This is a genomic window from Labrys okinawensis (genome assembly GCF_047345005.1).
In the GTDB taxonomy this organism is placed as follows: Bacteria; Pseudomonadota; Alphaproteobacteria; order Rhizobiales; family Labraceae; genus Labrys; species Labrys okinawensis.
Map to the genome: position 1 here is coordinate 2,529,308 of NZ_CP178864.1, position 21,582 is coordinate 2,550,889.

General features: G+C 64.7%; 17 protein-coding genes. 6 read left to right on the top strand and 11 right to left on the bottom strand.

Annotation, left to right across the window (positions count from 1 at the left end):
- Positions 1-52: 52 nt before the first annotated feature.
- Genes hutG through hutI form a run of 3 tightly spaced genes read right to left on the bottom strand, consistent with a single transcriptional unit; the run spans position 53 to position 3,641 of the window.
- A complete protein-coding gene (gene hutG / locus ACMDCR_RS11940; RefSeq protein ID WP_413992733.1) occupies positions 53-880 on the bottom strand; it encodes an N-formylglutamate deformylase in 828 nt (275 codons plus the stop codon).
- Complete coding sequence (hutH, locus tag ACMDCR_RS11945; protein ID WP_413992734.1) at positions 877-2,421, bottom strand: histidine ammonia-lyase; 1,545 nt, start codon at positions 2,419-2,421, stop codon at positions 877-879. Before hutH ends, hutG begins: the two co-directional genes overlap by 4 nt.
- Positions 2,421-3,641, bottom strand: coding sequence for an imidazolonepropionase (gene hutI, locus ACMDCR_RS11950; protein ID WP_413992735.1), 1,221 nt, complete (start codon positions 3,639-3,641; stop codon positions 2,421-2,423). Before hutI ends, hutH begins: the two co-directional genes overlap by 1 nt.
- 203 nt (positions 3,642-3,844) lie before the next feature.
- Between hutI and hutC the strand changes: the two genes are divergently transcribed.
- A complete protein-coding gene (hutC, locus tag ACMDCR_RS11955; RefSeq protein WP_413992736.1) occupies positions 3,845-4,582 on the top strand; it encodes a histidine utilization repressor in 738 nt (245 codons plus the stop codon).
- A gap of 281 nt (positions 4,583-4,863) precedes the next feature.
- On the opposite strand, the gene ACMDCR_RS11960 is transcribed toward hutC, so the two are convergent.
- Entirely contained in the window at positions 4,864-6,366 is a 1,503-nt protein-coding gene (locus tag ACMDCR_RS11960) for a multicopper oxidase family protein (RefSeq protein WP_413992737.1), read from the bottom strand.
- Positions 6,367-6,636: 270 nt separating this feature from the next.
- On the opposite strand from ACMDCR_RS11960, the gene ACMDCR_RS11965 reads away from it, so the two are divergent.
- From ACMDCR_RS11965 to ACMDCR_RS11980, 4 genes are all read left to right on the top strand, one after another.
- A complete protein-coding gene (locus tag ACMDCR_RS11965; protein WP_284315717.1) occupies positions 6,637-6,804 on the top strand; it encodes a DUF3311 domain-containing protein in 168 nt (55 codons plus the stop codon).
- Positions 6,804-8,351 (top strand): monocarboxylate uptake permease MctP, encoded by a 1,548-nt coding sequence (mctP, locus tag ACMDCR_RS11970; protein ID WP_413992738.1) that lies wholly within the window; start codon positions 6,804-6,806, stop codon positions 8,349-8,351. The genes ACMDCR_RS11965 and mctP overlap by 1 nt, the downstream gene beginning before the upstream one ends.
- Positions 8,352-8,546: 195 nt before the next feature.
- Positions 8,547-9,575 (top strand): L-glyceraldehyde 3-phosphate reductase, encoded by a 1,029-nt coding sequence (mgrA, locus tag ACMDCR_RS11975; protein WP_413992739.1) that lies wholly within the window; start codon positions 8,547-8,549, stop codon positions 9,573-9,575.
- Positions 9,576-9,662: 87 nt separating this feature from the next.
- Positions 9,663-9,989 carry a YnfA family protein gene (locus ACMDCR_RS11980; RefSeq protein ID WP_413992740.1) on the top strand — a complete coding sequence of 109 codons (327 nt, stop codon included), beginning with the start codon at positions 9,663-9,665 and terminating at the stop codon, positions 9,987-9,989.
- A gap of 21 nt (positions 9,990-10,010) precedes the next feature.
- On the opposite strand, the gene ACMDCR_RS11985 is transcribed toward ACMDCR_RS11980, so the two are convergent.
- The 7 genes from ACMDCR_RS11985 to ACMDCR_RS12015 form a co-directional block, all read right to left on the bottom strand.
- A complete protein-coding gene (locus tag ACMDCR_RS11985; RefSeq protein WP_413992741.1) occupies positions 10,011-11,000 on the bottom strand; it encodes an ABC transporter permease in 990 nt (329 codons plus the stop codon).
- A gap of 4 nt (positions 11,001-11,004) precedes the next feature.
- Positions 11,005-11,985 (bottom strand): ABC transporter permease, encoded by a 981-nt coding sequence (locus ACMDCR_RS11990; protein WP_413992742.1) that lies wholly within the window; start codon positions 11,983-11,985, stop codon positions 11,005-11,007.
- Positions 11,982-13,535, bottom strand: coding sequence for a sugar ABC transporter ATP-binding protein (locus tag ACMDCR_RS11995; protein ID WP_413992743.1), 1,554 nt, complete (start codon positions 13,533-13,535; stop codon positions 11,982-11,984). The genes ACMDCR_RS11990 and ACMDCR_RS11995 overlap by 4 nt, the downstream gene beginning before the upstream one ends.
- Positions 13,536-13,753: 218 nt before the next feature.
- Positions 13,754-14,884, bottom strand: a complete 1,131-nt coding sequence (locus ACMDCR_RS12000) for a sugar ABC transporter substrate-binding protein (RefSeq protein ID WP_413992744.1) — start codon at positions 14,882-14,884, stop codon at positions 13,754-13,756.
- 332 nt (positions 14,885-15,216) lie between these two features.
- Complete coding sequence (nagA, locus tag ACMDCR_RS12005) at positions 15,217-16,362, bottom strand: N-acetylglucosamine-6-phosphate deacetylase (RefSeq protein ID WP_413992745.1); 1,146 nt, start codon at positions 16,360-16,362, stop codon at positions 15,217-15,219.
- The gene (locus tag ACMDCR_RS12010; RefSeq protein ID WP_413992746.1) at positions 16,362-17,390 is read right to left on the bottom strand and encodes an SIS domain-containing protein; all 1,029 of its coding nucleotides are present in this window, start codon (positions 17,388-17,390) and stop codon (positions 16,362-16,364) included. Before ACMDCR_RS12010 ends, nagA begins: the two co-directional genes overlap by 1 nt.
- A gap of 264 nt (positions 17,391-17,654) precedes the next feature.
- Positions 17,655-18,539, bottom strand: a complete 885-nt coding sequence (locus tag ACMDCR_RS12015) for a BadF/BadG/BcrA/BcrD ATPase family protein (RefSeq protein ID WP_413992747.1) — start codon at positions 18,537-18,539, stop codon at positions 17,655-17,657.
- Positions 18,540-18,764: 225 nt separating this feature from the next.
- Between ACMDCR_RS12015 and ACMDCR_RS12020 the strand changes: the two genes are divergently transcribed.
- Entirely contained in the window at positions 18,765-21,278 is a 2,514-nt protein-coding gene (locus ACMDCR_RS12020; protein ID WP_413992748.1) for a glycogen/starch/alpha-glucan phosphorylase, read from the top strand.
- Positions 21,279-21,582: the final 304 nt, after the last annotated feature.

The window sequence follows — 21,582 nt, forward strand, 5'->3', positions numbered from 1 at the left end:
GAACCGCGACGCTCGAAGACTAGAGTGCCGACCTGCAGGTCGGCACACCCGACTATCGCGTTGCCCTCGCGAAAATGAGACACGCGTTCAGGATGCTGCCGAGTGTCTCGCGGATTGGCCTGGCATAGGCGGCATCGAAGGGCACGGGCCAGTTGGCTTCCGAGACCTCACCCAGCGGCTCGTCGATATAGCTGCGGCAGGCGAGTTCCATCTGCACGGCATGCACGCCCTCGTCCGGCTGTCCCAGGCTGCGGGTGATGTAGCCGCCCTTGAAGCGCCCGTTCATCACCGTGTCCCGGCCGCTGGCAGTGCATAGCGCCTCGATGGTGCCTGCCAGCGCCGGATGGCAGCTCTTGCCGCTGTTTGTGCCGATGTTGAATTGCGGCAGTGTGCCTTCGAAAAGGCGCGGGATGACCGAGCGGATCGAGTGGCAGTCATAGACGGCAATGGTAGGATGACGGCCCTTCAGCCGCGCGACCTCATCGGCGAGAGCCAGATGGTAGGGATCGAACCAGGTGGCACGCCGCTGCGCGATCTCGTCGCTGCCCGGCGCATAGCCATCCTTGTAGAGCGGCTCGCCATCGAAGCTGGTGCTGGGGCAAAGCTCGGTCGTCGCCTGGCCGGGATAGAGCGAGACGCCGGAAGGATCGCGGTTGACGTCGATGACCGTGCGCGAGATCGCCGTGCGCACGATGGTGGCGTCGAGTTCGGCGGCGAAATCGTAGAGCGTCTCGATCCGCCAGTCGGTGTCCTTGCGCGCGAGCCAGGGCGAGACGAGCTTCGCTTCGATTTCGGCCGGGATCTCGGTGCCCGTATGCGGGATGCTGACGATCAACGGGGCCTGGCCCTGCCGGATCTCGAGCCAGTCAGGCTTGCTCATGCCGCATCCTCCACCACATGGGCCAGCATCGCCGCGCCGGCGGCAGCCTGGGCGGCGCCACTCCAGATCAGGGCGGTGGCTGCCTCGATATCGGGCGCAAAGTGCCGGTCATCAGTCAGATGCGGCACCTTGGCGCGCAGTGTGGCGCGCACGCGCTCCAGCGCGTCGCTGGAGGCGAGCGGTTGATGGAAGTCGCATCCCTGGGCGGCGGCGAGATATTCTATGCCGATGACATTGGCCGTGTTGCGGCTCATGTCCAGGAGGCGGCGGGCGCCATGTGCGGCCATGGAGACGTGGTCTTCCTGGTTGGCCGAGGTCGGGATCGAATCGACGCTGGCAGGAAAGGCGCGCTGCTTGTTCTCGGAGACGAGGGCGGCGGCTGTGACCTGAGGGATCATGAAGCCGGAGTTGAGGCCGGGCTTCGGCGTCAGGAAGGCCGGCATGCCCGACAGAGCGGGATCGACCAGCATGGCGATGCGCCTCTCGCTGATCGAGCCGATCTCGCACAGCGCCATGGCGATCATGTCGGCGGCGAAGGCCACCGGCTCGGCGTGGAAATTGCCACCGGAGATCACCTCGCCCGTGTCGGTGAAGACGAGCGGATTGTCGGTGACGCCGTTGGCCTCGATCGCCAGCGTGTCGGCCGCCTGGCGCAGCAGGGTAAGGCAGGCGCCCATTACCTGGGGTTGGCAGCGCAGGCAATAGGGGTCCTGCACGCGCTCGTCGCCGACGAGATGCGAGGCGCGGATGGCGCTGCCGGCCATCAGCTCGCGCAGCGTGTCGGCGACCTCTGCTTGGCCGCGATGGCCGCGCACGGCATGGATGCGGCGGTCGAAGGGGCCGTCCGAGCCCCTGGCGGCGTCCGTGGAGAGCGCGCCCGTGACGAGTGCGCCCTGAAAGATGCGCTCGGCCAGAAACAGGCCGGCGAGGGCAAGGCCGGTCGAGACCTGCGTGCCGTTGAGAAGCGCGAGACCTTCCTTCGGGCCGAGCACCAGCGGCTGCAGGCCGGCCTGAGCGAGCGCTTCGGCGGCGGGGATGCGCTTGCCGGCGACAAAGAATTCGCCGACGCCCATCAGCGCCGCCGTCATATGGGACAAGGGCGCGAGATCGCCCGAGGCGCCGACCGAACCCTGGCCGGGAATGACCGGCACCAGATCCCTTGCGAGGCAGTCCCGCAGGGCCTCGACGGTCGACCACTGCACACCGGAAGCGCCTTGGGTGAGGCTGCCGAGCTTCAGCGCCACGATCAGGCGTACGACATCCGCGGGCAAAGGCTCGCCGACGCCGGCGGCATGCGAGAGCACGATATTGCGCTGGAGGATGGTGAGGTCCGTATTCTCGATGCGCACGCTCGCAAGCTTGCCGAAGCCGGTGTTGATGCCATAGACTGGCTCGCCCTTGGCGATGATGGCGGCAACTGCCTGAGCGCTCGCCTCGACCTGCGGGCGGCAGCCCTCGTCCAGAGTGACGGGCGCGCCCTGATAGATGGCGCGCCAGGTCGCAAGCGAAACCTCGCCCGGACGCAGCAAAACGGGGTTCATTACTGGCCTCTCCAGATACGTTGATGCAGGGGGTTGAAACCGAGGCGGTAGACGAGCTCGGCCGGGCGCTCGATGTCCCAGATGGCGAGATCGCAGGACTTGCCGGCCTCGAGCGTGCCGATCTCGCCGAGCTTGCCGAGCGCCTTGGCGGCGTTGCGGGTGAAGCCGGCAATGCATTCGTCCACAGTCATGCGGAAGAGCGTCGCCGCCATGTTCATGGTGAGGAGGGGCGAGGTCAGCGGCGAGGAGCCCGGATTGCAGTCGGTGGCGATCGCCATCGGCACCTTGTGGGCGCGGAAAGCCGATACCGGGGGCTGCTTGGTCTCGCGGATGAAGTAATAGGCGCCCGGCAGGATCACGGCCACGGTGCCGGCGGCGCTCATGGCGGCGACGCCGTCCTCATCGGTATATTCGAGATGGTCGACCGAGAGCGCACCATATTCGGCGGCAAGCCTGGCGCCGTGCAGGTTGGAGAGCTGGTCGGCATGCAGCTTCACGGGCAGGCCCGCCTGCCTGGCCACTTCGAAGACGCGCCGGATCTGGTCGGGAGAGAAGGCGATGCCCTCGCAAAAACCGTCGACTGCATCCGCGAGCTTCTCGGCCATCACGGCGGGCAGCATCTCCCGGCAGACGAGATCGATATAGGCGTCCTTGTCACCCGCGGCTTCGACCGGCAGGGCGTGGGCGCCGAGGAAAGTCGTGCTGACGCCGACCCTGCGCTTTTCGCCGAGCCTGCGGGCCGCGCGCAGCATGGCGCATTCGGTCTTCGTATCCAGGCCGTAGCCCGACTTGACCTCGACCGTGGTAACGCCTTCGCCGATCATGCGATCGAGGCGGGGCAGGGCGCTGGCGACCAGTTCATCCTCGCTGGCGGCGCGCGTGGCGCTGACGGTGGATACGATGCCGCCGCCCGCCCGCGCGATCTCCTCGTAGCTGGCGCCCTCGAGACGAAGCTCGAATTCGCGGGCGCGGTCGCCGCCGAAGACGAGATGGGTGTGGCAGTCGATCAGGCCGGGTGTGATCCAGCGGCCCTCGCAATCGGTGGATTCGGCCTTGCTGATCTCGGCGGGGAGCTCGCCTTCGGGGCCGGCGAAGAGGATGCGGCCATCGCGGGCCGCGATCGCGCCCTTCTCGACGATGCCGAGGCCGGGCGAGCCCTCGGCCAGGGTGGCAAGGCGCGCATTGCGCCACAGATGAAGCCCTTCGCTGCCTTCCGACATCGTCCTCTCCGCCCTGATGAAGTTGGGAGATCATGTATAGACATATTTGTTGACGCGCAAGCCCGAAGATGGGAGTTTAACACCTAGCTAAAGCGTTTTGCGAGTTGACGGGATCGGCAAGAATCGCAAAGACGCGTCGAATTTGAGAGTTAGAGCGAAGAAGCGTTTACGCCTAAACGCGCTTTGCTCTAGGAGGCTACACCATGAGCGTGGCGCAAGACGAGGGCGGACAGGCAAGGCCCCAGACCTTGCATCAGCGCATTCTGGGCGAGCTCGAAAACCGCATCGTCTCCGGCGAGTGGCCTCCCGGCCATCGCATTCCCTTCGAGACCGAGCTGACCGAGATCTATGGCTGCTCGCGCATGACGGTGAACAAGGTGCTGACCCAGCTTGCCGCCGCCGGCCTGATCGAACGACGCCGCAAGGCCGGCAGCTTCGTGGTGCAGCCGCGCAGCGAGGCGGCGGTGCTCGCCATCCACGGCATCGAGGCGGAGGTAGAGGCGCTCGGCCTGCCTTATCGCTATGAGCTCCTCGCACGGCGCCGCCGCAAGGCGAAGCCGGCCGAAATCCTGCACCTCAATCTCGATGCCGATACGTCCTTCCTGTCGCTGACAAGCAGGCATTTCGCCGGCGATGCGCCCTTCTGCCTTGAGGAGCGCCTGATCAATCTGGAGGCGGTGCCGCAGGCCGAGCGGGCCAATTTCGCTGCCGAGCCACCGGGTGTCTGGCTGCTCAGCCATGTGCCCTGGACGGTGGCCGAACATCACATCAAGGCGGTGGGCGCCCGCGGGGAGGCGGCCTCATTGCTGGCCCTCGACGCCGGCGCCGCCTGCCTGGTGGTGGAACGCCAGACCTGGCGGGGTGAGCCGATGGTGACGGCCGTGCGCTTCACCTATCCGGGCGAGCGGCATCAGCTGGTGGCGCGCTTCTCGCCATCATAGGGAGAGCACTTAAAAGAGACGAGGCGTTACGCCAAAGCCTTCCCCACGAAGCTGGGGAAGGTGGCATTGCGAAGCAATGACGGATGGGGTGTGGCCCGGCAGGCTAAATACTCCCAGGATAAGGCTATGATTAAGAAGTCCTGAGTCCCATCCTTTGAGGTCGAGCCCATCGGACCACACCCCATCCGACCCGACTTCGTCGGCCCACCTTCCCCAGCTTCGTGGGGAAGGCGATCTGCGCCCCTTCCACAAAGTCAGCGCGTTTTCCCGCCATGCGTCGATCACGCCTCGACATTCACCAGCCCCATCATGCCGAGATCCTCATGTTCGAGGATGTGGCAGTGATACATGCGCGGGCCGGGCAGGTCCTGGCGCAGCAGGATGCGCACCGTCTCGCCGCGTCGGACATTGACCGTATCCTTGAGCGCCCGAAAGGCGGGCTTGGTCACCCTGCCCTCGCTTTCCCGCTCGACGATCTGAAATTGGGTGCCATGCAGGTGGAAGGGATGGTCCATGTCGGCCTGGTTGGCGATCTCCCAGAGCTCGACCTGCCCGGCCTTCGAGGCGACGTCGACACGGTTCATGTCGAAGGCGGCGCCGTTAATCAGGAAGCCCATTTCCATGCCCCCAGCGCTCATCGACATCGTTTCGGTGAATACGAAGCGCCGGGTGACGGCCGGCTGGCCGAGGTCGCGGATGGGCCGGAGCCTGCCCGGCAGCGAAGGTTGCGAGGAGGCCAGGCCCTCGGTAACCCGGACGGTCAGAAGATCCATGCCGGCCTCGTCGGGCCGGTTCGGACCCATCCAGCCGCGGTCATAAGCGAGGGTGCGCAGGCTCACGGTACCCGGCCGGTCGAAACGAGCGACGATCTCCAGCCGTTCCGCTGGTGCGAGGAACAGTTCGTCGACATCGGCGACGGGCGTTTCCAGCAGCCCTCCGTCGGAGCCGATCAGCGTGATATTGGCGCCGGCAAGAGACAGGCGCAGGAAGCGGGCATTGGTGGCGTTCAGCAGCCGGAGGCGCCGCAGCTCGCCTTGGGCAACGGTGAGCACGGGATTCTTCTGCCCGTTGACCAGCACATGGTCGCCGACACGCCCGTTCATGAGATCCGCCATGGTGCTCTCAGGCATGGTGCCGACCGGGGCGAGGCGCAGATCCGTGAAGACGAGGAGCGTGTCCCCATAGGTGGCGGGAATGGGATCGTCCGTTGCCTTGACCACAAACGCGCCGGCAAGGCCGCGATAGACCTGGCTTGCGGTCTTGCCGTGCGGGTGGGGATGATACCAGTAGGTGCCCGCGCTCCCGATGGGCAACTCGAAGCTATAGGTCCGTTCGTCACCGGCCCGGACGGGGCTTTTCGGATTGCCGTCCTGGTCGGCGGGCACGGGCAGCCCATGCCAGTGGATGGTGCTCTCCTGGTCGGGCAGACGGTTGCGGAAAGTGATGCTGACGCGATCCCCCTCGAAGACCTCGATCACCGGCCCGGGGGCGATGCCGTTATAGGCGAGGATCGGTGTCGCAAGGCCGGGTACGAAGCTGGCGCTGGCCGGTGCGGCCGTGAGCTCGGCCTCGAACACACCCGCTTGCTGCGAGCGGTTCGCGAGACGCGGGAGATCGGGCAGAAACGCACCTTCCGGAAGCGCGGGGATTGCGGCAGGCACATGGCCGCCGCCCATGTCCATGCCTGACATGCCGTGCATGGAGTGGCCGGGCTGCTGTGCGGCGGCGGGCCGCAGCGGCGATAGCATCGCGGCTCCCGCCAGAAGAAAACTGCGCCTGTTCATGCCTTGCCTGCTCCGGCCTTGCCTTTCGCCGATGCGGTCTTCCGCTTCGTCCAGATTGACGTTGCACCTTTCCATCATGGCAAGGTCAAGTGAACATCGCGGGATGGGCTTGGGAATGCAGGGCATGCCGGTCAGGCGGGCAAGCCCTTGCTGCCAATGTGATATCGCCTCTGGACACAGCCCCTGACGAAGGGAATAACAACCTTCTTCCACGCTTCACGACAAGCGGGATTCGGCCATGGCCGTATCAAGGGTTCCGGGGGAAACGCGATGAAATATATTCTCTTGCTGGTGCCATGCGTGCTGGCACTTCTGACGCCGCTGTACAACAGCATCGATCCTGTGCTGTTCGGCCTGCCGTTCTTCTATTTGTATCTGCTCGCACTGGTGCCGATCTCATCGCTGTTCGTCTACCTCGCCTGGAAGGTGGAACGCTGATGTTGGACAACCTGAACTGGACGGCAGCGGCAGTCTTCGTTTTCTTCTTCGCGGTGGTGACCATCATCGGTTTCGTGGCGGCGCGCTGGAAATCGGGGGATCTCAGCCAATTGCATGAATGGGGCCTGGGCGGGCGGCGTTTCGGCGCCTGGATCACCTGGTTCCTGCTGGGCGGCGACCTCTACACTGCCTACACCGTCATCGCCGTGCCAGGCGTGATGTACGCCCTCGGCGCCTATGGCTTCTTCGCCGTGCCCTACACGATCCTGATCTATCCGCTGGTCTTCCTGATCATGCCGAAGCTGTGGAACGTCACGCATAAGAACCACTATCTCACCGGCGCGGACTTCATCGCCGGGCGCTACGGCAATCGCTGGCTGGAACTGGCCGTGGCCTTCACCGGCATCCTGGCCACCATGCCCTATATCGCGCTGCAGCTCGTGGGCATGGAGAAGGTGATCGGCGCCCTGGGCTTCAAGGCTGACGGCATGGCGTCGCATGCCCCGCTCACCATCGCCTTCATCATCCTGGCGCTCTACACCTACAAGAGCGGCCTGCGCGCGCCCGCCATGATCGCCTTCGTCAAGGATATCATGATCTATGTCTTCGTGATTGCGGCGGTGATCGTCATCCCGGCCAAGCTGGGGGGCTATGCGGCGATCTTCGATGCGGCCAAGACTGCCTACGACGCCAAGATCGCGGCGGCAGTTGCCGGCGGCAAGCCGGCACCGGCGATCGGCCTGACGCTCGCACCCTCGCAGATCTGGATGTTCATCTCGCTCTCGGTCGGCTCGGCCATGGCGCTGTTCATGTATCCGCATGCGATGACCGGCACGCTCTCGGCCTCCAGCCCGGACGTGATCCGCCGCAACGCGGTGACGCTGCCGGCCTATTCGCTGGTGCTGGGCCTCATCGCACTTCTGGGCGTGATGGCGCTCGCCGCGGGGATAAAGACGACCGATCCCCAGCAGGCGGTGCCGCTTCTGGTCCTGAAGATGTTCCCGGATTGGTTTGCCGGCTTCTGCTTCGCGGCCATCGCCATCGGCGCCCTGGTGCCGGCGGCGGTGATGTCGATCGGTGCGGCCAATACCTTCACCCGCAATGTCTGGAAGCCCTTCATCGAGCCGGATATCTCGCCCGAGAAGGAATCCTATCTCGCCAAGCTGATGTCGTTGATCGTCAAGGTCGGCGCCCTCGTCGTCATCATCTGGCTGCCGACGCAGTTTGCGCTCGACCTGCAATTGCTCGGTGGCGTCTGGATGATCCAGATCTTCCCCGCCGTCGTCGCCGGTCTCTATACGCGCTGGTTCAACGGCTGGGCATTGCTGATCGGCTGGGCCGCGGGCATGATCGTGGGCAGCTATCTGTCCTGGGGGCCGACCGCGCTGACGCCGGCCGTGTCGATCTATGGCACCACCTTCTATATCGGCCTGGTCGCGGTGGCGCTCAACTTCGTCGTGTCGGTCGTGCTGACCATGGTGCTCGGCTCCACGGCATCGGACGAAACCAAGGCTTCCGACTACGAGGACGCTGCCGCTGTCCGCTGAGGTGTCTTATGACGAAGGGGCCGGGTGTTTGCACCGGGCCTCTTTCTTTGTGGAAGCTCATACAATCCACGGATGCGATTGTGCCGCTTTTGTCGGCAATGTGAACAAGCAATGGGTTGAAGGACACCCTCTGGCGGGTCTAGTTTGTCGGACCATTCCCTCCCAGTTTGTCACTTTCTACCCTTCGGAGCTGTTATGACTTACGTCGCTGATGAAGCACGCTACACTACCATGCAATATCGCCGCACCGGCCGCTCTGGGCTCGACCTGCCCGCGCTCTCGCTCGGCCTGTGGCATAATTTCGGTGGCGACGTACCCTTCGAAAATGCGCGTGCCCTCTGCCGCAAGGCCTTCGATCTCGGCATCACCCATTTCGACCTCGCCAACAACTACGGGCCGCCGCCTGGTTCGGCCGAGGAAACCTTCGGGCGTATCCTGAAGACCGACTTCGCCCATCACCGTGACGAGCTGGTCATCTCCACCAAGGCCGGCTACTACATGTGGCCCGGCCCCTATGGCGAGTGGGGCAGCCGCAAATACCTGCTCTCCAGCCTCGACCGCAGCCTCAAGCGGATGGGACTGGAGACGGTCGACATCTTCTATTCCCACCGCTTCGACCCGAAGACGCCGCTCGAAGAAACCATGACCGCCCTGCATGATGCGGTGAAGCAGGGCAAGGCGCATTATGCCGGCATCTCCTCCTACAGCGCGGCGCGCACCAAGGAGGCGGCCGCCATCCTCAGGAGCATGGGCACGCCATTGCTCATCCACCAGCCGAGCTACTCGATGATCAATCGCTGGGTCGAGGACGACAAGCTGCTCGACCAGCTCGGAGCCGATGGCGCCGGCTGCATCGCCTTCACGCCGCTGGCGCAGGGCCTGCTCAGCAACAAATATCTCAACGGCATTCCCGCCGACAGCCGCGCTGCCGCCGGCAAGTCCCTCTCGCCGACGCAGCTCAACGAAGGCAACATCGCCCGGCTGCGCGGCCTCAACGAGATCGCCGGCAGGCGCGGCCAGTCGCTGGCGCAGATGGCAATCGCCTGGGTGCTGCGCGATCCGCGCATGACCTCGGCCCTGATCGGCGCCAGCCGGCCCGAGCAGATCGAAGACTGTGTTGCCGCTCTCAAGAACCCGTCCTTCGACGCGACCGAACTCGCCGAGATCGACCGTTTTGCCCAGGAGGGTGGTGTCAATCTCTGGTCTGCGTCCAGCAAGAGCTGACGGCGGGGCGGGGCACTCCCGCCCTTTCGTTTTCCTCGGCGATCGCTAAGCTCCTTATCGGAAGCGATTGCCGGGGCTCAGCTTTTTATGAAATCCATCCTGTTCTACTGTCTGGCGGCGCTTGGCGAGATTGCCGGCTGTTATGCCTTCTGGGGTTGGCTGCGCCTCGGCAAGCCAGCTTGGTGGCTTCTTCCCGGCATTGCCTCCCTGATCGTCTTCGCCGTGCTGCTGACGCGCATCGACAGCGATGCCGCGGGCCGGGCCTATGCGGCCTATGGCGGCATCTACATCGCCGCTTCGCTGCTCTGGCTCTGGCGCGTGGAGGGCGTGCGGCCCGATGCGTGGGACCTTGCTGGCGCGGCCCTGTGCCTTGCGGGCATGGCGGTGATCCTGTTCGCTCCGCATCGGGCATAGCCGGAAGGCAGGTGGTCCTGGCTACGTCCTCATCCTTGCGGAGCGGCCATACAGCAGCAGCATGGCGATGATCGTCGCGCCGTAGATCACTTGCCGGCCGGCCTCCGGCATCTGGACAATGGCGAGAATGGATTGCAGCAGCGTGATCAGGATCACGCCGGCGACCGTGCCGAGATAGGTTCCACGTCCGCCCAGGATCGAGGTGCCGCCGAGCACCACGGCGGCGATGGCGGGCAAGAGATAGGGATCGCCCATGCCCTGGTAGGCCTTGGTGGAATAGCCCGCCAGTAGGACGCCGCCGAAGGCCGACAGTGCGCCGGAGATCACGAAGGCCAGCACCACGATGCGGCGGGTGTGCACGCCCGAGAGATAGGCGGCTCGCTCGCGGTTGCCGATGGCATAGAGAGCACGGCCGAAGGTGGTGCGCTTGAGGACGAAGACGGTGGCCCCGCCGATCAGCACCCAGATCCACACCGGATTGGGAATGCCGGCGATCAGCCGGCCGGTGGCGAGGTCATGCATCGAATCCGTCGACATGTCCTGTGGCGCCGCCCCGCCGGTGCGCACCACCATCAGGCCCTGCATCACCGCATTGGTGCCGAGTGTGAAGATCATCGAGGGCACGCGCAGATAGGCGACACCGAGGCCGTTGACCAGCCCGAAGGCCATGCCGCTGAGAATGCCTACGGGAATGGCGAGCACAGGCCCCCATTGGCCCCAGCCGGCCGCCGCCGTCGACATCATGGCGCCGATGGTGATCAGCCAGGGAATGGAGAGGTCGATCTGGCCGATCAGGATCACCAGCATCATGCCGGTGGCGGCCATGGCCAGGAAGGAGCCGACCTGGAGCTGCTGCAAGAGATATTCCGGCGACAGGAAACTCGAGGAGTAGAGGCTGCCGACCAGAAGCAGCACGACGATGCAGGCAAAAGCCGTCACGACGGCAAGGTCAACGCCTTGCAGGAAGACAGGAAGGCGAGAGGGAGATTTGGACGTGTCTTGCTGGCTCACCGCATCACCCGAAGAGATCGAGACGGTTCTTGATCTGCAGGAGGCGGAAGGAGCCCATGCAGACGGCGATGAGCAGCACCACTCCGAGGAACAGCGGCTGCCAGAGAGGATCGAGATCGAAGACGAAGAGCAGGTCGTTGATTGTGCGGAAGATCAGCGCCCCAAAGATGGCGCCCACGGCGCTGCCGGTGCCGCCGAACAGCGAGACGCCGCCCAGCACCACGGCGGCGATCGAGTTGAGCGTATAGGTCGAGGCATTGGCGGAGGAGGCTTCGCCCGAATAGGTGAAGAAGGTCAGCATCAGCCCGCCCATTGCGGCGAACAGGCCCGACAAGACATAGGCGATGAACTTGGCCGTATTGGTTGGAACGCCCGACATATAGGCGGCGACCTCCGAAGAGCCGACGGCATAGACAGAGCGTCCCAGCATCGAGCGGCGGAAGGGCACCCAGACCACCAGCATGATGATGATCAGCACCAGGAGGCTTGCCGGGAAACCGCCCCAGAGCTGGCCCGTGAGGGCGTCTGCGAGGTCGCCATTCACATCGCCGCCCGGGTCGGGCCGCAGCCAGAGCGCCAGGCCGAAATAGATGGCGCCGGTGGCGATGGTGGTGACGATCGGCTGCAGGCGGCCGAAGATCACGATGGCGCCATTGACGGCCCCGCAGACGATGCCGGTGGCGAGCACGCCGAGGACACCGAGCCCGGTCATGGCGGGCGAGCCCACCACGATCCAGGAGGCCAGGCAATTGGTGAGGATGAAGATGGTGCCGACGGAGAGGTCTATGCCGGCCGTCAGCACGACGAAGGTCTGCGCTACGGCGAGCAGGGCCAGCAGCACGCCCTTGTTGGCGGCCGTCTGCACGACATTGGCCGAGAAGCCCGCCTCATGGTTGGCCGTATAGATGGCGAACATCACCACGAAGACCAGGGCGGCCAGCAGCGTGCTCTTGTGTTCGGCAAATTTGTAGCGCCAGTCGCTCACGCGTTCACTGCCGGCTTTTGGCCGGCCTCCCCGTTCTCGGCGGTGATGTTGAGGGCGCTCGAGATCAGCGCGTTCTCGGTGATTTCGATGCCGGTGAGCTCGCGCCGAACGGCCCCTTCATAGAGCACCAGCACGCGGTCGCAGCAGCCGATCAGTTCGTCGTAGTCGGTGGAATAGAGCAGGATTGCCGCACCCTTGTCGGCGAGGTGGCGCAGAAGCTGATAGATCTCCTGCTTGGTGCCGACATCGATGCCGCGCGTGGGGTCGTTGAGCAGGATGATGCGTGGCGACACCATCAGCCACTTGGCGATCACGACCTTCTGCTGATTACCCCCTGAGAGCGCGCCGACGGGAATGTCGATGCCGGCCGTCTTGATCGCAAGCAGCTTCACCATCTCGGCAATCGCCTGCTTCTCCGCCTCCCGGTCGATCAGCCCGGCCCTGGAGATGCGGCCGAGCGAGGCGAAGGAGAGGTTGTCGCGCACCGACATCGGCAGCATCAGGCCCTCGGTCTTGCGATCCTCGGGAATGAGCGCCATGCCGATCTCCGGTTTCTTGGCCGTACCGGGGCTGGCGATCGAAACCCGTTTGCCCTCGACGCGGATCTCTCCGGTGGTGCCGCGCAGCACGCCAAACAGCGCCAGCAGCAACTCGCGCTGGCCCTGGCCGTCGAGCCCGCCGAGGCCGACGACCTCGCCGGGACGGACTGCAAGCGAGATGTTCTTGAGCCGGTCCGCCCAGGTGAGGTCCTTCACCTCGAGCAGCGGCTTGACGGCCGGCGAGGGTGGCGGAGGCTTCGTGGGAAAGACATGGCTGTATTCGCGCCCGATCATCATCTCGATGACCTCGTTGTCGGTCTTGGTGCCGGCCTTGAAGGTGGCGATGTTGCGCCCGTTGCGGAATACGGTGCACTCATCGGCGAGCTCTTCGATCTCAGCCATGCGGTGCGAGATGTAGAGCAAGGCCAGCCCTTCCGAGCGCAGGCGCTTCAGCACGCCAAAGATCTTGGTGACGTCGGCGGCCGTCAGGGCCGAGGTCGCCTCGTCGAGGATGAGAATGCGTGGTTTGCGGGCCAGCGCCTTGGCGATCTCGACCATCTGCCGGCGCGAGAGCGGCAGGTCCTTGACCGGGGCGAGCGGGTGGATGTCATCGGCGCCGGCGCGCGCCAGCCATTCTTCCGCCATGCGACGTTGGGCGCCGCGGTCGATCAGGCCGAAACGGCGGGGCGGGGCGTCGATGAAGATGTTGTCGGCCACCGAGAGGTCGGGGACCAGCGAGAGCTCCTGGAAGATGCAGACGATGCCGTTCTGCTTGGCCGCGGCCGGGCCGGAGAAGCGGATGTCCCGCCCTTCAAGGCTGAGCAGTCCCTCATCCGGCTGCACCACGCCAGAAAGGATCTTGATGAGGGTCGACTTTCCCGCGCCGTTCTCGCCGAGGATGGCATGGATGCGCCCTGCCTCGATGGTCAGCGAGGCCTTTTCGAGCGCGGCGACACCGCCATAGCGTTTGGAAATGCCTTCCATCCGAAAGAGCGGTACCGTTTCGACCATCAGGCGAACTCCGTACAAAGGAATGGCATTCCTGGGATCGCAGGCATCCCTGCCTGCATCTTGAACCTGATCGTTTCCAAGAGCAGGCAGGGATGCCTGCGATCCCAGGAGGGTGTGCCAACCTCCAGGTCGGCACTCTTCTCGTCGAGCGCTGTAAATCCGTGCCATTCCCGCCACATCGACCAGAGGTCGATGTGGCCGAGGAGATCGGCACGCCCTTACTGCTCCGACTGCCCCATGATCTCCTGGGCCGTGAAGTTGATGCCGCAGGTAGGGAAGGCATTGCCGACGAAGAAGTTGTCGGTTTCCTTCGAATAGTAGTTCTCGCCATCCTTGAAGTTTGGATCCTCGACATGGGCAAGCGGCAGCTTGATGGACTGCGGCACCACATTGCCCTGCAAGGCTTCGATCGCCGTCTTGATGGCGACCGCCACCTGGGCCGGGCCGGTGCCGCCGGAAGCGCATTTCAGGCCCTTGCCCGCATTGGCGGCGCAGAGCTTGCGATAGCCGTTCTCGGCTTCGGCCCCTGAGGGAATGAAGGGATGCCCAGCGTCGATGAAGGCGCGCACCATGCCGGTGGAACCGCCTTGGGCTGTCATGCCGTCGAAATGCTTATGGACGGCGATGGCGTCGGCCGTGACCTTCTGGGCCGTGCCGTCATCCCATTTGCCGACGACCTCGACCGTGTTGAAGGGCTTGCCGGAGTCCTTCAACGCCTTCTGGATTGCCTCATGGCGGTCGGTATCGACCGAAGTGCCGGCCACGCCGCGCACTTCGAGGATGGTGCCGCCATTGGGAACGTTCTTGACCAGCCATTCGCCCCAATATTTGCCCAGGCCACTCTGGTCGACGTTGATGTTGATGATGTCCTCGCTGTCGACGGTGTTGTCGAAGGCCACCAGGACGACGCCGGCGTTCTGGGCCCGCTTGATCACCGACTTGAAGGCGGTGGGGTTCTGGGCGTCGATGACCACGGCGTCATAGCCGGAATCGATGAAATTGTTTACCGCGGCGATCTGGGCGGCGATGTCCTCGCCGGTCGAGACCACCTTGAATTCCTTGAGATTGGCCTTCACGTCCGCCTGGTCGGCATAGGCCTTGGCCGTCTTGATCATCTGGATGCGCCAGGTGTTGCCGATGAAGCCATTGGCGAGCGCGATGCGATAGGGGCCCTTCTTGGCCGGGAACTTGAAGAACTTGGTCTTGTCGGTCCAGGGCACGAAGCAGGTTGCATCCTTGCTCGGCCCGGCGACGACTTCGGGGCCGGCGGCGGAGGCGGCGGCCGTGCCGAGCAACAGCCCGGCCAGCGCGGTGCAGGCAAGTGCAAGTGTGACGATAGAACGTTTCATAGACAGCTCCCTCGGTTTTGCACGGACAGATGTCCTGCGGTTCAGGCGTTTCCTGTTTCACCTTCCGGAACTCTTTGTGCGGCCCCGCGGCGATGCCGCGTCGGGCCGGGATCGTCCGGTTCGGGTGAAGATCGACAAGCTGGAGGTCCGACGCCTTAAGTTACGCCGCTTGTTCCAGTCCCTTGTCAATTGTCCGACTAATAAATGAAGAGCGCTTACATTTCAATGATCATGAGGGAGGTATCAAGGTAGGGCTTGAGGGCCACGCTCGTTTCCCCCCGACCACGGGGGGCAAGCAAGGCTTGTCGTGGCACTCATTGAGCTTGCAGGCGTCACCCCACCAGTTTCTTGCCGGCGATCCACAAACCCCTGGTCGCCAGTGTCTCGTCGAGATGGACGAGATCGGCCCGGAAGCCCGGCGCCAGCCGGCCACGGCGATCGAGCTTGAGGAACTGCGCCGGGTAGAGGCTTGCCATGCGCAGCACCTCGCCGAGATCGATGCCGAGATGGGCGACGCTATAGCGCACGGCATGGTCCATGGTGAGGTCGGAGCCCGCCAGCGTGCCGTTGTCGAGCGTCAGCGCGCCGTTTCGGCGCGTAACCTTGCGGCCGTTGAGGTAGAAGACATCGTTGGGGTCTCCGGCCGTCGGCATCGCGTCGCTGACCAGGAAGAGCCGGCCGGGCGCGCGCTTGGCCCTGAGCGCCAGGCTCAGCGCCCCTCGGTGCACATGGTGGCCGTCGGCGATGATGCCAGCCCACAGGCCACCATGGTCGAGCGCCGCGCCGGTGACGCCGGGCTCCCGGTTCTGCAGAGGCGACATGGCGTTGAAGAGATGGGTGATGCCGGTAGCCCCCGCATCCGCCGCCGCCATCGCCGTATCGTAGTCGGCATCGGTATGGCCGAGGCTGACGATGACGCCGCCCTCCGTAAGCCGGCGGATCAGGCGGTTCGGCGCATTTTCCGGCGCAACAGTGAGCAGAACAGTCTCGATGCCGCAGCCGAGGATGAGATCGACATCCTCCTCCGTGAGCGGGCGGATCAGCGCCGGATCATGAGCGCCCTTGCGCGCCACCGAGAGATAGGGACCTTCGAGGTGGATGCCGGCGATGCCCGGCACGCCCTGGGCGATCGCGGCTTTCGCCGCCTCGATCGCCAGCCTCATCCCTTCGGGTTTGTCGGTGATATAGGTCGGCAGGAGGGCCGTGGAGCCATGCTTGCGATGGGCAGCCGCGATGGCGCCGAGCGTGTCGACATCCGGCGTCTCATTGAAGAGCCGCCCACCGCCACCATTGACCTGCGCGTCGATGAAGCCCGGGGCGACCACGCCCGATGGCAGCGTGGTAACGGCCGCGTGCGAGGGCACGTCGGAACGCGGCACTGCGGCCGCTATCATCTCGCCCTCGATCAGCAGAGCGTGATGATCGAGGAAGGTTTCGCCATTGAACAGGCGCGGTGCGACGAGGGCTTCGAGGCTCATCAGATCGTCTCCGTCACCTTGCGCAGCCGGGTCGGGCGATCGGGGTCGTGGCCGCGCCCGCGCGCCACCTTCTCGGCCAGCCCGTAGAAGGAAACGAGCATGGGGAGCGGGTCGAGCAGGGCATGGCCGGAGCTTTTGAAGGGCAGCCCGCTGCCGCCCGCGACGAAGACGTTGGCGCCTGCCCCACGCATGCGTTCGATCGCTTCGCCCATGGCAGAGTACGCCGAATCCTGCGGGCGGAAGGCAAGCACGGGGAAGCCGGCGTCAACGAGTTGCAGCGGCCCGTGCATCACTTCAGCGCCGCTATAGGCCTCCGCATGCAGCACCGCGGTTTCCTTCAGCTTGAGGGCGGCTTCCTGCGCGATCGGGAAGGCCGGGCCGCGGCCGATGACATAGGCCGACTGCGCCTTCTCGAATACCGGCAGCGCTGCATCCCAATCGGCTGTCAGCGCTGCCTCGAAGGCGCCGGGCAGGTCGCGCACGCCCCGTTGCAAGGCATTGTCCTGATGCCACTCCGCCACGAGCGCTGCCAGCACGGCGGCGGAGCTCAGGCAGGTCTTGGTGGCTGCCACGCTTTTCTCCGGCCCGGCATGCAGCGGCAGCACCGCATCCGCCTCGGCTGCAAGCGGGGAGGACGCGTCGTTGACGATGGCGACCGCGAAGGCGCCCGCCTCCCTGGCGCGAGCCTGCAGGGCGACGATGTCGGGGCTCTTGCCCGATTGCGAGACCGAGACGACCACGGCGCCCTTGAAGCGTAGCGGCGCCTTGTAGATAGAGGCCACGGAAGGGCCGACGGAAGCGACCGGCACGCCGGCCAGGATCTCGCTGAGATATTTGAAGTAGCCGGCAGTGTTGTCGGAGGAGCCGCGGGCGCAGGTCACCGCGTAGGCCGGCGAGAGCTCGCGCAGGCGCGCGCCGATCTTCGCCAGATTGTTGTTCTCGGCGTCGAAGAAACGGGCGAGGGCGGCGGGCGCCTCGGCGATCTCCGCCGCCATCAGGGTTGTGGGTGCGTCGGCAGGCGAAGTCATGGTGCCACCTTGGGGGTGTGATTGGCAGGAGCAGCGGCAGGCTTAGCGGGCATTCCGCAAGACTTCAAACATTTGGAGAACCCGACCGAAAAATCGCGAGAACCTTGACCTTTTGTCATTGCCGGGCTTGCCCCGGCAATCCAGGGGCGCGAACGCGGCAGGGGTCGCATCTGAATGCCCGGGACAAGCCCGGGCATGACAAAATCTGTGCCCTTTCCGGCCATCTCGTGACTTTTGAGTCTGGCTCCGCTGACTTTGCCTCGTTCACCCCTTCGTGGGCGATACCAGGAAGTCCTGCTTGGCCAGCCTGAACGCCCCATCGAGCGCGTCGCCCTTGGGCTCGATCAGGACGTCGTCATAACGCGTCGGCAGGAAGGGGCGATAGGGCGCGGCAAGGCCTCCCATCAGGGCGATACGCGGCGCTCCCAAGTGGATCAAACGGTCCAGCATGCTCACGATCGAGCCGATGGCATGGCCTATCAGATGGTCCGCGACGCCGTCGCCGCCCGCCGCCCGGAACACCAGCGGCGCGAAGCCGCCATAATCGCGCGGGGTGGCGGTCTGGCTCCACAGCACGGCCTCGCTGGGATCGTCCTGGAAGCGCGCCATGATCAGGCGGGTGAGATCGGAGGAAGGCGCGAGGGCGTCGAAGCTGAGTATGGCGGCGCGGATCGCCGCCCGCCCGAGAATGGCGCCGGAGGCATCGTCCGACAGGGCAAAGCCCCACCCCCCGACGGTGGTCTCCTTTCCGGCCACCAGCGCAAGGCCCTGGGAGCCGGTACCGAGGATCAGGATGCCGCCATCCTCGCCGGCATGGGCGCCGAGGCAGGCGGTGACGGCGTCGGAAGCCAGCGCAAGCGACTGATACCCAAAAGGAAAGCTGCGAATACCATCGGCGAGCGCCGGAACATTGGCGCCCGACAGGCCCATACCGGCATGCACCTCGGCCTTGGTGTCGGGCGAAAGGCCTGCCGCTTCAAGCGCCTTTTCTCCAGCCTCGGCGATGGCTGGGCCAGTAATCGCAGTGCCGAGCGTGAGATTGGACGAACCTGACAAGCCTTCGCCAAGAATGCGCCCGCTTTGGTCGCTAAGACGAGCGCGGGTATTGGTTCCGCCGCCATCAACAGCCAGAAAATAAGGGCCCGACATCCATTTCTCCGTGCAGCGGAACAATTCTTGCAATCGATGATAAGCGCTGGAATCGCTCCCACAAAGTGACTGCTTCGAGGGCGATCCGCTACAGTGTTGCCTCATAATAAGGCAAATTCCATTCGATGCATTTTAACTAGTAAATTATGTGCCCTGAGCACTCGCATGTGAGGGGGAGTTGGGTTAAGGAGCACGGTCTGAATATCAATCATCGAGACTTGGCCCATGAAGTCACCGTTGCAGAATAAGCTCTATTCGGCTGAAGCAGCCCTTGCGGTAGCGGACGATACGGCGAAGCTCCCGGAGGCAACGGGAGACGCTCGCGCCTTCCGGGACCTTATTCTGGCAAAACTCACCTACGCCGTCGGCAAGGATCCGATCGTCGCGCGCGACCATGACTGGCTGCGCGCCGTGAGCCTGGCGCTACGCGACCAGATCGTCGACCGCTGGATGGCGACCACTCGCGGCGTCTACCGCATGGGCGGCAAGCGTGTGTACTACCTCTCGCTGGAATTCCTCATCGGCCGCCTGCTCAAGGACGGCCTCAACAATCTCAGCCTCCTGAACACGGCCCGCGAGGCGCTCGCCTCCGTCGGCGTCGATCTCGACATGATCGCCGAGATGGAGCCCGATGCGGCGCTGGGCAATGGCGGCCTTGGCCGTCTTGCCGCCTGCTTCATGGAGAGCATGGCCACCGTCGGCGTGGCCGCCTATGGCTACGGCATCCGCTACGAGAACGGTCTGTTCCGCCAGAACATCGTCGACGGGTGGCAGACGGAATCGCCTGAGAACTGGCTGCAGAACGGCAATCCCTGGGAGTTCCCGCGCCGCGAAGTCGCCTATGAGGTCGGCTTCGGCGGTGCCGTCGAGGCGAGCGACGGCTGGGACGGTTCGGCGGTGCACACCTGGAAGCCGGCGGAAACCATCCTCGCCGTTGCCCACGACACCCCGGCGGTGGGCTGGCGCGGCAACCGCGTCAACACGCTGCGCCTGTGGTCGGCCCGTTCGCTCGACCCGATTTCGCTCGATGCCTTCAATGCCGGCGACCATATCGGCGCCCTTGCCGACCGCACCAAGGTGGAGTCGATTTCGCGCGTGCTCTACCCGGCGGACTCGACTCCGGCCGGCCAGGAACTGCGCCTGCGGCAGGAGTATTTCTTCACCTCCTCCTCGCTGCAGGACATCGTCCGCCGTCACCTCCAGCAGCATCGCGACATCAAGACGCTGCCGAAAAAGGCGGCGATCCAGCTCAACGACACGCATCCGGCCATTGCCGTGGCCGAAATGATGCGGATCCTCATCGACATCCATTCGCTGAGCTGGGCGGATGCTTTCGCCATCACGCGCGAGACGATCTCCTACACCAACCATACGCTGCTCCCCGAAGCGCTCGAAACCTGGCCGGTGCCGCTGATCGAGCGTCTGCTGCCGCGCCACATGCAGATCATCTATGCCATCAATGCCCGCGTGCTGACCGAGGCCCGTGCCAGCGGTGCTTCGGATGCGATGATCTCCGCCGTCTCGATCATCGACGAGACGCATGGCCGCCGCGTGCGCATGGGCAACCTCGCCTTTGTCGGCTCGCACAAGGTGAACGGCGTCTCGGCCCTGCATTCGGACCTGATGAAGGAAACCGTGTTCCGCGATCTCAATGCGCTGTTCCCGGGCCGCATCACCAACAAGACCAACGGCATCACGCCTCGTCGCTGGCTGATGACGGCAAATCCCGGGCTCACCACGCTGCTGCGGGAGACGATCGGCGATGCCTACCTCGACGATGCCGAGAAGCTGAAGGCGCTGAATCCCTTCGCAAAGGACTCCTCGTTCCAGGAGCATTTCGCTGCCGTCAAGCACGCCAACAAGGCGCGCCTCGCCAAGGTGATCCAGCAGACCGTCGGCCTCAGGGTCGACCCGTCGGCAATGTTCGATGTGCACATCAAGCGCATCCACGAATATAAGCGCCAGCTTCTCAACATCCTCGAGACGGTCGCGCTCTACAACGCCATCCGCGCCCATCCCGAGCGCGACTGGGCGCCGCGCGTGAAGATCTTTGCCGGCAAAGCAGCGGCGAGCTACACCAGTGCCAAATACATCATCAAGCTGATCAACGATGTGGCGAAGGTGGTGAACTCGGATCCGGCCGTGCGCAACCTGCTCAAGGTCGTGTTCATGCCGAATTACAATGTCAGCCTCGCAGAGGTGATCATCCCGGCCGCCGACCTCTCCGAGCAGATCTCGACGGCGGGCCTGGAGGCCTCCGGTACCGGCAACATGAAGTTCGGTCTCAACGGCGCGCTCACCATCGGTACGCTCGACGGCGCCAATGTCGAGATGAAGGAACATGTCGGCGACGACAACATCTTCATCTTCGGCCTCAGGGCCAATGAAGTTGAGGATCGCAAGCGCGCCGGTCGCAATCCTTCCGACAACATCGGTGCCTCGCCGGTCTTGCATGAAGTGCTGGACGCAGTTGAATCGGGCGTCTTCTCGCCGACCGACCGCGAGCGCCATCGCGGTACCGTGCAGTCGCTGCGCTCCAGCGACTGGTTCTTCGTCACCGACGATTTTGACGCCTACGGCGCCATGCAGCGTAATGTCGACGCCCTCTGGGCCGACAAGGCGGCCTGGCGTGAGAAGGCCATCTTCAACGTGGCGCGCATGGGCTGGTTCTCCTCCGACCGCACCATCCGCGAATATGCGGACGAGATCTGGGGCGTGCCGACCGTTCCGGTCGAGTAAACAGGGCACGACCTGCGAACAATCCAGGGCCTCTTCCCACCCGGGAAGAGGCCTTTCTTTTGATACTTCGCCCTTTACCAACTAGCGTCCCAAGCAGCCGCACAGCCTCTGATCCATACACCTGCCTTCCGTAAGGAAGGCGGCTATGCGGGCGACAATGGCGGCGGCCCTCCGGACCTTTCGCCGCCGCGCCATGAGGGCTGCGGCGGTGCCGGAGACGAGGATGGTGGGGCCAATCGGTGACACCGCCATCCCGCGATGACGCTGGTGACGGTGGTTCCAACTGGACGGACGCTAGGAATAT